The organism is Pseudomonas sp. LBUM920 (genome assembly GCF_003852315.1).
Lineage (GTDB): Bacteria > Pseudomonadota > Gammaproteobacteria > Pseudomonadales > Pseudomonadaceae > Aquipseudomonas.
On sequence record NZ_CP027762.1, the window covers coordinates 5,778,048 to 5,791,248 of the forward strand.

At 55.3% G+C, this 13,201-nt stretch carries 13 protein-coding genes and 4 pseudogenes; 16 read left to right on the forward strand and 1 reads right to left on the reverse strand.

The features are described 5' to 3' along the window. Positions 1-199 precede the first annotated feature (199 nt). From C4J83_RS26780 to C4J83_RS26855, 16 genes and pseudogenes are all read left to right on the forward strand, one after another. Positions 200-844, forward strand: coding sequence for an NAD(P)H-dependent oxidoreductase (locus C4J83_RS26780; protein ID WP_124418549.1), 645 nt, complete (start codon positions 200-202; stop codon positions 842-844). Next, positions 783-1,163, forward strand: coding sequence for a MerR family transcriptional regulator (locus tag C4J83_RS26785; protein WP_124418550.1), 381 nt, complete (start codon positions 783-785; stop codon positions 1,161-1,163). Before C4J83_RS26780 ends, C4J83_RS26785 begins: the two co-directional genes overlap by 62 nt. A gap of 136 nt (positions 1,164-1,299) precedes the next feature. Beyond that, positions 1,300-1,566, forward strand: coding sequence for a hypothetical protein (locus tag C4J83_RS26790; protein WP_124418551.1), 267 nt, complete (start codon positions 1,300-1,302; stop codon positions 1,564-1,566). Further along, the gene (locus C4J83_RS26795) at positions 1,563-1,916 is read left to right on the forward strand and encodes a hypothetical protein (RefSeq protein WP_124418552.1); all 354 of its coding nucleotides are present in this window, start codon (positions 1,563-1,565) and stop codon (positions 1,914-1,916) included. The genes C4J83_RS26790 and C4J83_RS26795 overlap by 4 nt, the downstream gene beginning before the upstream one ends. 209 nt (positions 1,917-2,125) lie before the next feature. Beyond that, positions 2,126-3,127 (forward strand): annotated as a pseudogene (locus tag C4J83_RS26800) (RHS repeat-associated core domain-containing protein); the annotation flags it as partial. Further along, the gene (locus C4J83_RS31220; protein ID WP_106580255.1) at positions 3,124-3,534 is read left to right on the forward strand and encodes a DUF6896 domain-containing protein; all 411 of its coding nucleotides are present in this window, start codon (positions 3,124-3,126) and stop codon (positions 3,532-3,534) included. The pseudogene C4J83_RS26800 and the gene C4J83_RS31220, both read left to right, overlap by 4 nt. A 236-nt stretch (positions 3,535-3,770) precedes the next feature. Further along, a pseudogene (locus C4J83_RS30850) lies at positions 3,771-4,442 on the forward strand (RHS repeat domain-containing protein); the annotation flags it as partial. Positions 4,443-4,502: 60 nt separating this feature from the next. Continuing rightward, positions 4,503-4,712 (forward strand): hypothetical protein, encoded by a 210-nt coding sequence (locus C4J83_RS30855; RefSeq protein WP_256660627.1) that lies wholly within the window; start codon positions 4,503-4,505, stop codon positions 4,710-4,712. 144 nt (positions 4,713-4,856) lie between these two features. Further along, positions 4,857-5,399, forward strand: a complete 543-nt coding sequence (locus C4J83_RS30860) for a hypothetical protein (RefSeq protein ID WP_256660628.1) — start codon at positions 4,857-4,859, stop codon at positions 5,397-5,399. A gap of 113 nt (positions 5,400-5,512) precedes the next feature. Next, positions 5,513-5,776, forward strand: a pseudogene (locus tag C4J83_RS31225) (RHS repeat domain-containing protein); the annotation flags it as partial. 833 nt (positions 5,777-6,609) lie between these two features. Then, positions 6,610-6,846, forward strand: coding sequence for a UCP019853 family protein (locus C4J83_RS31290; protein WP_491630701.1), 237 nt, complete (start codon positions 6,610-6,612; stop codon positions 6,844-6,846). Positions 6,847-7,064: 218 nt separating this feature from the next. Further along, a pseudogene (locus C4J83_RS26830) lies at positions 7,065-7,444 on the forward strand (DUF4172 domain-containing protein); the annotation flags it as partial. 85 nt (positions 7,445-7,529) lie between these two features. Further along, a complete protein-coding gene (locus C4J83_RS26835) occupies positions 7,530-7,772 on the forward strand; it encodes an exodeoxyribonuclease VII small subunit (RefSeq protein ID WP_003176346.1) in 243 nt (80 codons plus the stop codon). Then, positions 7,769-8,656: a (2E,6E)-farnesyl diphosphate synthase gene (ispA, locus tag C4J83_RS26840; protein WP_106580251.1), complete on the forward strand. Its 888-nt coding sequence runs from the start codon at positions 7,769-7,771 to the stop codon at positions 8,654-8,656. Before C4J83_RS26835 ends, ispA begins: the two co-directional genes overlap by 4 nt. Positions 8,657-8,766: 110 nt before the next feature. Beyond that, positions 8,767-10,665 carry a 1-deoxy-D-xylulose-5-phosphate synthase gene (gene dxs, locus C4J83_RS26845; protein ID WP_106580250.1) on the forward strand — a complete coding sequence of 633 codons (1,899 nt, stop codon included), beginning with the start codon at positions 8,767-8,769 and terminating at the stop codon, positions 10,663-10,665. A 140-nt stretch (positions 10,666-10,805) separates the two neighbouring features. Continuing rightward, a complete protein-coding gene (locus tag C4J83_RS26855; protein ID WP_124418555.1) occupies positions 10,806-12,707 on the forward strand; it encodes a TonB-dependent receptor domain-containing protein in 1,902 nt (633 codons plus the stop codon). Between the two features lie 106 nt (positions 12,708-12,813). Here C4J83_RS26855 and C4J83_RS26860 read toward each other — a convergent pair whose 3' ends face one another. Further along, the gene (locus C4J83_RS26860) at positions 12,814-13,173 is read right to left on the reverse strand and encodes a transcriptional regulator (protein WP_119741407.1); all 360 of its coding nucleotides are present in this window, start codon (positions 13,171-13,173) and stop codon (positions 12,814-12,816) included. Positions 13,174-13,201 lie beyond the last annotated feature (28 nt).

The window sequence follows — 13,201 nt, forward strand, 5'->3', positions numbered from 1 at the left end:
AAAGCGGTGGTTCAGTCAACATCAATGTTTGCTGGGCTGACGTCTTCGCGGACAAGCTCGCTCCCACAGTTGATCTTCGCTGCGTAGCGTATTGCGTTCGCTTAACTGAGCGGCCTTGAGGCGCGGCATGGTCCGGCGCTTGACTCTCCCCTATACGGCACACACTACCCTGAAAGCCCCCTTTTCAGGACCTCATCCCATGCCACAGCGCATCCTGGTCATCCTCGGCCACCCTTGCGGCACGAGCTTCTGCTCAGCCTTGGCCGATGCCTACATCCACAGTGCAAACCTCGCCGGCCACCAGGTACGCGTCCTACCCTTGCGCGACCTCTCTTTCGACCCCGTGCTTCACCACGGCTACACACAGATCCAAGCATTGGAACCTGACTTGCTCAGCGCCCAGTCCGACATCCTCTGGGCCACCCATCTGGCATTCGTTTTCCCGATCTGGTGGGGGGGTATCCCGGCGTTATTGAAAGGGTTCATCGACCGTATTTTCCTACCCGGCTTTGCCTTTAAATACCGCGAAGGCAAGTCATTTCCTGACAAGCTGCTGCTCGGCCGAACCGCGCACGTGTTGGTGACCCTGGACACGCCGCCGTGGTATTACCGCTGGTTCTACCGCATGCCCGGCATTCATCAGTTGCGCAGCACCACACTGGCGTTTTGCGGCATCAAGCCGACCAAGACGTTGATGTTCGGGCCGGTGTTGGCCTCTACGCCAGCGCAGCGGGCAAAGTGGCTGACTCAGGCTGGCGGACTAATGGGAAAAGGGAGTTTTCATGTACATCGGCAAAGCCGCGCAACTGTCGGGCACGACCATCAAGGCGATTCGTCACTATGAGGCGATAGGCCTGTTGCCTGCGCCGCAGCGGGAAGGGCGTTACCGGGTCTATTCGGCGCAAAGTGTCGAGCTGCTGGCATTGATCAAGTGCGCCCAGCAGTTGGGGTTCAAGCTCAAGGAGTTGCAGGGAATTCTGCACGGGCACGAGGGCGATGCCTTGCCTTGGGAGCGTGCAGACCAGGCCATCGCCAGCAAGAAGCGCGAACTGGCCGGCAAAATCGCCGGGTTGCAGCAGATGCAGGCGGAGTTGATGGTGTTTGAAGCGCAGCTCAAGGACGCGCAGGGGCAGTGCCCGTCAATAAGCATTTTCGCCAGTTGAGGTAGCCTTTAGCCTCGAATTGGCACCGATTTTTTCGTTCTCTACGCCGTCCCTTTCTGATTTTTCCAGCCGTTCATCCAGGCGCTTTTTCCTGCGGCATGCTCCGACGCCTTGCCATTTTGCCGAGACGTCACGGATGACCCACGCCGCCCACATTGCCTTTATCGAACATGAGCTCAATGGCTTCCATCAGAGCCTGGCGGAGTATCGCCAGCAGATGGGCGTCTGGTATGCGCGGGCGATGGACTCGGTCAGCCATGCGGCGGACAGCACCAATGAACATGGGAAAGATAATCGGAGAGGGATACAAACGGGACGGCTACGAATATGGAAAACAGAAAAAGCCAGAGTTTTTTTGAATGAAGACGGAAAACCCATAACAGCCTTTACGGATTTCGAATGAAAATTAAACCAAGCCTTTCAACAATCCAAGGTCTGCTTTTTACATATTGCATCGAAAATACAAGAAACCCTGACAGAGAGGAGCTTATTGCTTTCACAGATGTTAACAGCTCGAAAGAGCTTAAAGACCTGTTTGACAAGCTGACCAGACCAGAATTTATCAGATATAAATATGAAGAAAGACAGCGACACATCCAGACCCTAGAACACTTTCTAAATACTGAGGAAACATTCGAAGCTGTTTTTTACCTTTTCGACACTTACTTCAATGACGAAATCATTGATAAAAGACAGTTCATGAAAGTATTACTTGAGTGCCTTATACGTTACAACTTAGAAGCCAACGCATAGACCGTAACGTTGCTCGCGTTGGGCTGCGAAGCAGCCCCAATAAACCCTACGCGTTTCCCAAGCAAAACCCGCATCGCCAGTTTTGAGGCTGCTGCGCAGCCAAACCAAAGGCAAGCCTGTTCGCCACAATAAGCCTGCTCATCACAACAAACCTACTCACCAGATACCAAGGTTCACCCTCAAAAAATGAGTGAACCCGGCGCCCCAATCAACTCGTCACCGAATATCGCTACGACTGTCAGCGCCGGCTAATTAGCATCACCCGACCCAGCGGGCAAACAGCCAGCTACCGCTATGACCCATTTGGTCGACGCAGCAGTAAAACCGTCGACGACATAACGACGGAGTTTTTCTGGCAAGGCGACAAGCTGGTTGCGGAGCATCACGCGGATCGTCATCGCATTTACCTCTACGAACCGGACAGATTTCGTCCGTTAGCACTGCTGGATGGCTTTGGTCCAAAAGACATTCAGCCGTTCCACTACCAACTCGACCACTTGGGCACACCACAGGAACTCACCGCCCCGGACGGCGAAATCGTCTGGTCCGCACACTACCGCGCCTACGGCCAGATCAGCCGCCTAGACATCAACAAAATCGACAACCCGCTGCGCTTCCAAGGCCAATACTTCGACCCGGAAAGCGGGCTGCACTACAACCGCCATCGCTACTACAATCCAGATATTGGTCGTTACCTGACACCCGACCCGGTGAAGCTGGCCGGTGGGATCAACACATACCAGTACGTGCCCAACCCTACGGGGTGGGTGGACCCTCAGGGCTTGCATAGCTGCCCGGGTGAGAACGGTTGCAAGCCCCAAACAGGTGCGGACGATACAGCCCAAATTAACCGGGTAGATGAAGGGCTCCCTCCCGCTCCTCTTATCCATGGAGTTGATGCAGAAACGTTGAGTCGGACACACAGCATTGAAGGGAAGCGTTCAACCAAAAAGGTTGAGGAGATTTCTGGCAATATGCGAAGCAATGGATACGATATTAACCAACCCATTGAAGTGCTTGAGCATAACGAACGGCGCTACATTATAGACGGCCACCATCGAGCTGCAGCCGCCAGACGAACACATACGATGGTCACCATAAAACTGATTGAAAATATAGAAAGCCACGAAAGCGTGTTTAATAACACCAAGGAAGTGGTGGATGCGTCAAATACAGCTGGGCTGGATAGGTTAAATAGGCCAAGACGATGAAAGCTCATACGCTTGAAAATTTGATCGCAGAGTATTTAGAGCACGTAAAGAAGGCAACTGATTTGCTTGAGTGCTCATTCGGCACTAAAAATATTCTCCGACTGTGGCGAACCAACAAAATCCCGCGGTGCGGGAAGGTTAATGGTGATGTAACCTACGAACTGCACGGAATTGGTTGCTGTGTTTACCTATCCGAAATATGTATCGACTTTGATTATGGCCCTGACGGAAGAGTCGATGGCTTCGACGCATGGCGGCTGTACATGTACGCATGTGAGTTACCATGCAAATACAAAAAATACACCAACAAAGAATCTTTGGAACGCGAATTCAACGAGTACCTAAAAAAGGGAAAAGCCAAGAAAATCGAAGGTTCCACATCTAATTTATACTTTATACAGCCTTGAAAGGTGTTGAAAGACTACCTCTAAATAGACCATTCGATCTTTAGCTGTGGCGAGCGAGCTTGCTCGCGCTGCGCAGAAACCCCAATAAGGGCGACGCGCTTTGAAAGCCAAAACCGCGCCGCCAGTTTCGAGGCTGCTGCGCAGCCGAACCCAGGGCAAGCCTGCTAATCACAATAAACCTACTCACTAGATACCAAGGTTCAACCTCAAAAAATGAGTGAACCCGGCGCCCCAATCAACTCGTTACCGAATATCGCTACGACTGTCAGCACCGGCTAATTAGCATCACCCAACCCAACGGGCAAACAGCCAGCTACCGTTATGACCCATTTGGTCGGCGCAGCAGTAAAACCGTCGACGACATAACGACGGAGTTTTTCTGGCAAGGCGACAAGCTGGTTGCGGAGCATCACGCGGATCGGCATCGCAGTTACCTCTACGAACCGGACAGTTTCCGTCCGCTGGTCCTGCTGGAGGGCTTTGGTCCAAAAAATACCCAGCCGTTCCACTACCAACTCGACCACCTTGGCACCCCGCAGGAGCTCACCGCCCCCGACGGCGAAATCGTCTGGTCTGCGCACTACCGCGCCTATGGCCAGATCAGCCGCCTAGACATCAACAAAATCGACAACCCGCTACGTTTCCAAGGCCAGTACTTCGACCAAGAAAGCGGGCTGCACTACAACCGCCATCGCTACTACAATCCAGATATTGGTCGCTACCTGACACCCGACCCGGTGAAGCTGGCGGGTGGGATCAACGCGTACCAGTACGTGCCTAATCCTACGGGGTGGGTAGATCCGCTAGGCTTAAACACCTGCCCCGGCGCCAATGCATGTAAACCCGAAGATAAAGCCGGGAGCCCAACACGGAACGCAAAAGCTCCCGATGGCGAGCCAACGTTACCAGTTACCACATCAAACCAAGAAAAAACCGTAAGGCTACGACACTATACGAGCAGAGCTGGCTTGGAAGGCATTGAAAAAGAGGGAGCAATATTGGCTCAGGACAACAATAGAGTTTTTCTTGAGCCCGCAAAGAGCAAAGTACTAAACCCGACAGAAGCGCAGAACAAATATCAAATCAAAAAAAATAAAGGTCGAGATTACATTGAAACGGATGTAGAGGAATCACAATTGGAGTTGATACAAACCCCAGATATAACTCTACTGAGCTAACCCTAAAAAGAAACTTGACGTTAAAAAACCCAAAATTCACAAGGAGAAAGTAATGTTAGAAAAAATGAAAAAATAGAACTTCCCGGAAAAGAAGCACTTGACGCGCTTAAAGAGATCGAGTTTATATTGATATCCTTACACAAAATGGGCACTTATTATGCTGAAAAGCCTGGTGATCTAGAAGAGTATCGAAAAGCAACCACTGACTTCATCGACGATTGCGCTGTTACACAGCGCTTGGCAAAGGTACGCCGGATCATATCTATGCCCTTTGACGACTCTCTTGGTGATGATGAGATGGATGACATGGAAAGATATTTCTCCGATTTGAAATTCTGGGAGCCCAGTCAACCGATGAATCGAATCAGCCATAGCACTGAAAAGATTACTATCTCAAAGGGAATCATCGAACAAGTCACTTGCAAAAGAAATGAATTACTAGTTTTTTTTACGGACCAACAAGATCAATCACTGCTGATCACTTTTCATAACCCGGCTGCCTTTAAAAGTATAAATGCGATCACCTCTCAATGTGAGATACACGAGGAAAAGGATTCTCACCTTTCGCAAGAGGTAGCACGCATCGCACCAGACAAATCAGGTAAAAGTTATTGCTTCAAGGACAGCAATAGCGGCGAAGTTATCTTTTCAGTGATAGCGGGTAGCTACAGCATTGAGAGGATATGAGATTAACTGAACACCTATCTCGGATGTATGGCCGACTTTGTAGCCAGCGACCCGGTAACGGATGGATGAGAAGCTATATCAGCCGGGGAGCACAGACAGTGGATAAATACTCTAAAACTGCCAGCTACCATTACCCATTTGGTCGACGCAGCAGTAAAACCGTCGACGACATAACGACGGAGTTTTTCTGGCAAGGCGACAAGCTGGTTGCGGAGCATCACGCGGATCGTCATCGCAGTTACCTCTACGAACCGGACAGATTTCGTCCGTTAGCACTGCTGGATGCCTTTGGTCCAAAAGACATTCAGCCGTTCCACTACCCACTCGACCACTTGGGCACACCACAGCCTCCGTCAACCGCTCCAGGATTGGTATTGCACAATGAGTTACCTAGAAGCAGAGATCGACGAAAGCTTAGAAAACCTGGGTATTCAGAGTAGAAACTTGCCCCCGAAGACCTAGATACATTGATCGCATCTCTTGGCAACGTGTTTTTCTGCGAGAGTGCCAACCCTCTTGATCCAATTCAATCACGGGTTAACCGCACGGGGTACAACCCTGATTTCTGGCAAGAGGTATCAAAACACATTGAAAGTGATCAGTTGATTTTCGTTGTGTTCGACACGTCCTATAGAGCATGGGAAATCGCCTCTCCCCAACACCTCGAGCGTATTTTATCTGATACCACTGGATACCCATTCTGGGTGACGGACATGAGCTTTAGATTTTTGATCTATATGGACGACCATAATTGCGTTAGTTGGGCTTATCCCTGAAAAACAACTTCCCTCACGCGGCCATCAACAAACCCGACAACGAGCAAAACGGCTAATGAAAACACGTATCCAACCACACCAACCTCCACCCGCCCAGTTTTTTAAACACCTCACCAGCACCGAATCGCTGTTCGCTCAGGCAAACATCAGCACTCCTATCGCGCGGCCCGCCAGCGCAGGGTTCATATGAGAACCGGCGAGAAATAAAACCGCCCGTATCCCCCTCCGTATGCCTAAAAGACTTCTGAAGGACGACAAATGATTACTCTACTGAAAAAGTCATCAGACCCTATAACAAACCACTATAAAAAAGGAAAAGTAATAGCACTCAACAAGCATGCAAATGATGATGTGATATTGCTCATTGAGGGAACAGCTATAAACTGTTTGTCAGCTACTGCCTCTACACTATCGAAATTGGAGAAACCTACGACATAGAACTCACCCTAAACCTTTCCGACGACTACGAGATTGAACGGGTTGAACCGAGGAAAATACTGGTTGAAAAGGCGAATTATGGTTATTGCTACTTCATCTACGGAGAGCTACTCAATGAGACTTTTCTTACTTTCACTTCGCTGAGCGATGAAGATATCCACTACGAACACCCCGACTGTAACGAGCACTTTATTAAATTAAAAGTTCAAAGAATTGACGCTAGCTTCCGCTGAGCCTGGCAGTGAGATCAGCCCCCATCGCCTTTCTGTATTCACAAAAAGGCGTCCAGCGCAAAGCTCTAGATTTTGAAGCATATCCACGCCGAGGCTTGGAGCAAGCGGTCGATGACTCTCTCGAATAGTTTGAAAACAGCATAATCGGTCAGCGCCGGCCAACGTCGGTGCATGCCGGAGTCACCGGCGGTGTAAAGGACTCGGGTAGGCGATCAGCGCGCGCCGGTTACTGCAACGCATTGGAATCCAGCCAAAAGGCCACACTGGGTATCACCGATTGGCTGGAATGGTTCCTGAAAACCTTGCTGCTCAGCCTGGAGCAGGCGATGGCGCGAATTGACTGAGTTCTGGCCAAGACCCGGTTTTGGCAGCAGCACCGCGACCTCTCGTTATCTGTCGAACAGATCAAGGTACTCACCGGCCTGCCCGACGGCGGTGAAAAAGGCTTCGAACACGGCATCAACGCCGCGCAGTACCAGGCAGAGGCGAAGGCGTCCAATGCCACCACAACTCGGCATCTTACTGATCTTCTGGAAAAAACTGCCTGGTCGGTTTGCCTGGCGGAGGCCGTAGTACGCGCTATCAAATCAATGGCTGAAGCGACTGAAGCCACCCGCTCATTTGCCCACAATCCCCATGTCTGCTAGTGTCGCGCCGGTTTACCGTCTACCGGAATAGCCGCCATGGCCCGCAAAAAAGTTGCACTCGATTTCGAACAATCCCTCGCCGACCTGCAAACTCTGGTCGAGCGTCTGGAGAACGGCGAGTTGTCGCTGGAAGATTCGTTGACGGCGTTCGAGCAAGGCATCGGCCTGACGCGCGACTGCCAGAGCGCGTTGGCGCAGGCTGAGCAGAAAGTGCAAGTGCTGCTGGAACGGGACGGGGAGTTGGCCGAAGAACCTTTCGATGCGGAACAGCCGGAATGATCGACGCGTATCAGGCCAGTAGCCAAGCCCGGGTCAACGCGGCGCTCGAGCCCTTGTTTGTTGCGCCAAGTCCGGAAATGAAGCGTCTCTACGAAGCCATGCGCTACAGCGTCATGAATGGCGGCAAGCGTGTGCGCCCGTTGCTGGCCTATGCGGCGTGTGAAGCGCTGGGCGCGCCGGCCGAGCAGGCCAATGGTGCGGCGTGTGCGGTGGAGCTGATTCACGCCTATTCCCTGGTGCATGACGATTTGCCGGCGATGGACGACGACGATTTGCGTCGCGGCCAGCCGACCACCCACAAAGCCTTTGATGAAGCCTACGCCATTTTGGCCGGCGATGGCCTGCAGAGCCTGGCGTTCAGCGCCCTGCTGGACCCACGCTTAAATAGCGTGAACGCAGAAAACAGCCTGCGCATGGTGACCGCCCTCGCCCTGGCCGCAGGCCCGGCCGGTATGGTCGGCGGGCAAGCGATCGACATGGGTTCGGTCAGCCTCAAGCTGGATCAACAGGCCCTGGAACATATGCATCGCCACAAGACCGGCGCGCTGATCGAAGCCGCCGTGCACCTGGGTGCGTTGGCCAGTGGCCGTGCCGAAGCTGCGCAATTGGCCGCCCTGCAGACCTATTCCCGGGCTGTCGGCCTGGCGTTTCAGGTGCAGGACGACATTCTCGACGTCGAAAGTGACACCGCGACCCTGGGCAAACGCCAAGGCGCGGATGCCGCACGCGATAAACCGACCTATCCGGCCTTGCTTGGCCTTGAAGCGGCCAAGGCGTATGCCCTGGAACTGCGCGACCAAGCCCTGGATGCCCTGCGACCTTTCGACGCGGCGGCCGAGCCTCTGCGCGACCTGGCGCGGTATATCGTCGAACGCCGCCACTGATAATGGCGGCCATTGCAGCCGCATATCGGCCAAGTTCGGCGCTCTGCGTGGGCAGTTTGCACCGCTTGAGGTAAACTGCCGCCTCTTCTATACCTATAACGATTCGCCTGATGCCCACGACGTTTCAAGAGATTCCCCGCAAACGCCCGTCCACGCCACTGCTCGACCGTGCTGCCACGCCGGACGGCCTGCGTCGACTGGGTGAAGCCGAGCTGGAAACCCTGGCCGATGAGTTGCGCCTGGAATTGCTCTACACGGTCGGTCAGACCGGTGGGCATTTTGGTGCCGGCCTGGGCGTCATCGAGCTGACCATCGCCCTGCATTATGTGTTCGATACCCCGGATGACCGGTTGGTGTGGGACGTGGGCCACCAGGCGTATCCGCATAAAATCCTTACCGGCCGTCGCGAGCGCATGGGCACCCTGCGCCAGAAGGACGGTCTGGCCGCCTTCCCGCGTCGTGCCGAAAGCGAGTACGACACCTTTGGCGTCGGCCACTCCAGCACCTCTATCAGCGCAGCGCTGGGCATGGCGATTGCCGCCCGCCTGCAAGGCAGTGATCGCAAGGCGATCGCAGTGATTGGTGATGGCGCGTTGACCGCCGGCATGGCTTTCGAAGCCCTGAACCACGCGCCGGAAGTGAACGCCAACATGTTGGTGATCCTCAACGACAACGACATGTCGATTTCGCGCAATGTCGGTGGCCTGTCGAATTACCTGGCAAAAATTCTTTCCAGCCGCACCTATGCCAGCATGCGCGAAGGCAGCAAAAAGGTGCTCTCGCGTCTGCCCGGCGCGTGGGAAATTGCCCGCCGCACCGAAGAATACGCCAAGGGCATGCTGGTACCCGGCACCCTGTTCGAAGAACTGGGCTGGAACTATATCGGCCCGATCGACGGCCATGACCTGCCAACCCTGATCGCCACGCTGCGCAACATGCGTGACCTCAAGGGCCCGCAGTTCCTGCACATCGTCACCAAGAAAGGCAAAGGCTTCGCCCCGGCTGAAGTTGACCCGATCGGCTATCACGCGATCACCAAACTCGAACCGCTCAACGCCCCCGCCGCCGCGCCGAAAAAGGCCAGCGGGCCGAAGTATTCCGGTGTGTTTGGCGAATGGCTGTGCGACATGGCCGCCGCCGACTCGCGCCTGGTGGGTATTACCCCGGCGATGAAGGAAGGCTCCGACCTGGTGGCGTTCAGCGAGCGCTTCCCGCTGCGCTACTTCGACGTGGCGATTGCCGAGCAGCACGCGGTGACGTTCGCGGCCGGCATGGCCTGTGAAGGCGCCAAGCCGGTGGTCGCGATCTATTCCACTTTCCTGCAGCGCGGTTATGACCAACTGGTTCACGACGTGGCGGTGCAGAACCTCGACGTGCTGTTTGCCATCGACCGCGCCGGCCTGGTTGGCGAAGACGGCCCGACCCACGCCGGCAGTTTCGATTTGTCCTACTTGCGCTGCATCCCCGGCATGCTGGTGATGACGCCGAGTGATGAGAACGAACTGCGCAAGATGCTCAGCACTGGCCACCTGTACAACGGCCCGGCGGCCGTGCGTTACCCGCGTGGTAACGGCCCGAACGCTGTGATCGAGAAAGACCTGGAGCCGATCGAGATCGGTAAAGGGATCGTACGACGCCAGGGCAGCAAAACCGCGTTCCTGGTGTTCGGCGTGCAATTGGCCGAAGCGCTGAAAGTCGCTGAGAAGATCGACGCCACCGTGGTCGACATGCGGTTCGTCAAACCGCTGGACGAAGCCCTCGTACGCGACATCGCTGGGAGCCATGAGCTGCTGGTGACCGTCGAAGAAAACGCCATCATGGGCGGTGCCGGTGCGGCGGTCAGCGAGTTCCTGGCGCGGGAGAACATCCTCAAGTCGGTGCTGCACCTGGGCTTGCCGGATGTGTACGTCGAACACGCCAAGCCGGCGCAGATGCTGGCAGAGTGTGGGCTGGACGAGGCGGGTATCGAAGCGTCGGTGCGCGCGCGCATGGCGCTGCTCGGCCTGTAGAAACCGGTTCAAAAAATGTGGGAGCTGGCTTGCCTGCGATAGCATCACCTCGGTCTTACTGACAAACCGAGGTGCCTGCATCGCAGGCAAGCCAGCTCCCACATTGGTTTTGTATTGCTGATAAATGCTATGGACAGCCCATGAACCGCCTTCGCTTTGCCCTGCCCTTGCTGCTGCTCCCCGCCCCTGACCTGCTGGCCGACAGCTTCGAGCGCGACGACGCACTGAAACTTCCCGACGTGGTGATCAGCGCCAACCGCCAGGTCCAGGCGCGCAACGACAGCAGCGCCGCCAATACCGTATTCACCCGCGACGACATCGACCGCCTGCAACCCACCAGCGTGACGGACCTGCTCAGCCGCGTACCCGGCGTACAAGTGGCACCCACCGGCGGCCGTGGCAGTTTGCCGGGCATCTATATTCGTGGCACCAAATCCGCGCAAAGCCTGGTGTTGGTCGACGGCCAGCGCATCGCCAATACCACCTCTGGCGACAGCGGGCTGCAATACCTGAACATCGACCAGATTGAACGTGTGGAAGTACTGCGCGGCTCGCGCTCGGTGATCTACGGCAGTGATGCGATTGGCGGCGTGATCCAGATATTCACTCGGCGTAATGCCGAGCAAGGCCTGCAGCCACGCTTGAAACTGGGGTTTGGCAGCCACCAGACCTGGGAGCGCAGCGTCGGTCTTTCCGGCGGCGATGAGCACACGCGCTTCAACCTTGGGGCGAGCCTGGATGACACGGCGGGAATCAACGCCACGCATGAGTCGTTTCAAAGCGATAGCGACCATGATGCCTATCGCAATCAGTCCATCAGCCTCAACCTCAGTCATGCGTTCAGCGATGAACTGGAGGTTGGTTTCAATCTGTTGGATAACCGTGGCAAGTCAGCGTACGACAACAGCTTTGGCCGCTACGACGCCGCTTCCGGGCAAACGGTCGGGCAGAAACCCTACACCGATTACACCGTGAGCAGCGCCAGCGGTTATGTCGACGCCCAACTCAATGAGCGCTGGCAATCGCGCCTGGAAGTGGGCCACAGCGAGAATCTCGACACCAAGCGCGATAAGCTCAGTGATGATTTCAGCGTGTTCAACACCTACCGCGACTCGATCAACTGGCAGAACGACCTGACGCTCAACGACCAGAACAGCCTGATTCTGGGCGGCGACTGGTACGAAGACCGCTTCCACGGCAGCACTACTTTTACCGAAAACAGCCGCTGGAACCGCGCCGCCTTTGTGCAGCATCGCTTCCATGGCGAGTGGTTCTCCACGGAGCTGGGCCTACGCCGCGACCAGAACCAGCAATTTGGTGGGCAAAACAGCTGGAGCGGCACCCTCACCGTGCCGATCAACCCTGACAATGACGTGCTGCTGAGCTACAGCGAAGGCTTCCGCGCGCCGACTTTCAACGACCTCTATTACCCTGACACGAAGTACAGCAACCCCAACTTGCAGCCCGAAACGTCAAAGAGCTACGAGCTGCAATGGCGCAGCCAACTGAGTGACAGCACGCGCCTGGAAGCCTCGCTGTATCGCACCCAGTTAAGCAACGCGATCATCCTCGACAGCACCAGCAAGCCGCAAAACGTGGCGTCGGCGCGTGTCGATGGGTTTGAAGCGGCGCTCAAGCAGGAGCTGTTTGGTTGGCAGAGTAACCTGGGCGCCGCCTTCATCAACCCGTGCGACCGTGACACGGGCCACACCCTGGCCCGTCGTGCACGCCGCACGTTGAACCTGGACCTGGATCGACAATTTGACAAGTTGGGACTGGGGGCCAGTTGGCAGGTCATCAGCAGCAGCTACGACGACGAAAAAAACCGCAACCGCCTGGGTGGATACGCACTGCTGGGGTTGCGCAGCAGTTGGGCGGTGAGCCGTGAAATCCAAATTTCACTAAAGGTCGACAACCTGCTGGACCGCCAATACGCCCGCGCCCGCTACAGCTATAACGCGTCGGACTTTTCCAATAATCAGGACTACCGCGAAGCGGGACAGACCTGGATGCTCGGGCTGACCTGGACCCCGACGCTGTAACCAACGCCCCGGCGCCTCGACCTATCGATTGACCTTTCAGGCAATGGCTCGCTGCCGGAACGAGCATTGCAGTGGCAGGGTCATGTGCGCCGCCCCCCTTGGCGCCTCAACGACGCTCGCGCATGGGCTCATTTGTACTCAGATACCCGGCCTTGATGGCCTCGGCGCAGTCTATAAACCCATAGGCGTTAACACGGCCGGCCTCGGTAAAGCCGACGTAGAAGTCCTTTTTTTTGCCTTGGTTTTCCAGTTCATAGTCAAAACACTGTGAGCTGCCACTACGAATCGGGGTGATGCGCTTGGGCTGCTGGATAGCGAGAATGTCCTGCTTGGAGGTTCTTTCGCCTCGGCCAGCCTTCTCTACCAGCGGATCAGCCCAGAAATTCATCAACGTTGAGACACCTTCCAGCGTCGTGCAGCCGGTCAGCAAAAGGGCAGTAGAAACACCGATGATCAAACGACGCATGGCCACCTCCTGTAGTGGAATATCGCCA

What these genes read in the sequence shown, in the direction of transcription:
- C4J83_RS26860 (WP_119741407.1), bottom strand. Translation starts at nt 13,173, where the DNA reads ATGCGTCGTTTGATCATCGGTGTTTCTACTGCCCTTTTGCTGACCGGC.
- C4J83_RS26835 (WP_003176346.1), top strand. Translation starts at nt 7,530, where the DNA reads ATGGCCCGCAAAAAAGTTGCACTCGATTTCGAACAATCCCTCGCCGAC.
- dxs (WP_106580250.1), top strand. Translation starts at nt 8,767, where the DNA reads ATGCCCACGACGTTTCAAGAGATTCCCCGCAAACGCCCGTCCACGCCA.
- C4J83_RS26785 (WP_124418550.1), top strand. Translation starts at nt 783, where the DNA reads ATGTACATCGGCAAAGCCGCGCAACTGTCGGGCACGACCATCAAGGCG.
- ispA (WP_106580251.1), top strand. Translation starts at nt 7,769, where the DNA reads ATGATCGACGCGTATCAGGCCAGTAGCCAAGCCCGGGTCAACGCGGCG.
- C4J83_RS26795 (WP_124418552.1), top strand. Translation starts at nt 1,563, where the DNA reads ATGAAAATTAAACCAAGCCTTTCAACAATCCAAGGTCTGCTTTTTACA.
- C4J83_RS26855 (WP_124418555.1), top strand. Translation starts at nt 10,806, where the DNA reads ATGAACCGCCTTCGCTTTGCCCTGCCCTTGCTGCTGCTCCCCGCCCCT.
- C4J83_RS26790 (WP_124418551.1), top strand. Translation starts at nt 1,300, where the DNA reads ATGACCCACGCCGCCCACATTGCCTTTATCGAACATGAGCTCAATGGC.
- C4J83_RS31220 (WP_106580255.1), top strand. Translation starts at nt 3,124, where the DNA reads ATGAAAGCTCATACGCTTGAAAATTTGATCGCAGAGTATTTAGAGCAC.
- C4J83_RS30860 (WP_256660628.1), top strand. Translation starts at nt 4,857, where the DNA reads ATGGGCACTTATTATGCTGAAAAGCCTGGTGATCTAGAAGAGTATCGA.
- C4J83_RS26780 (WP_124418549.1), top strand. Translation starts at nt 200, where the DNA reads ATGCCACAGCGCATCCTGGTCATCCTCGGCCACCCTTGCGGCACGAGC.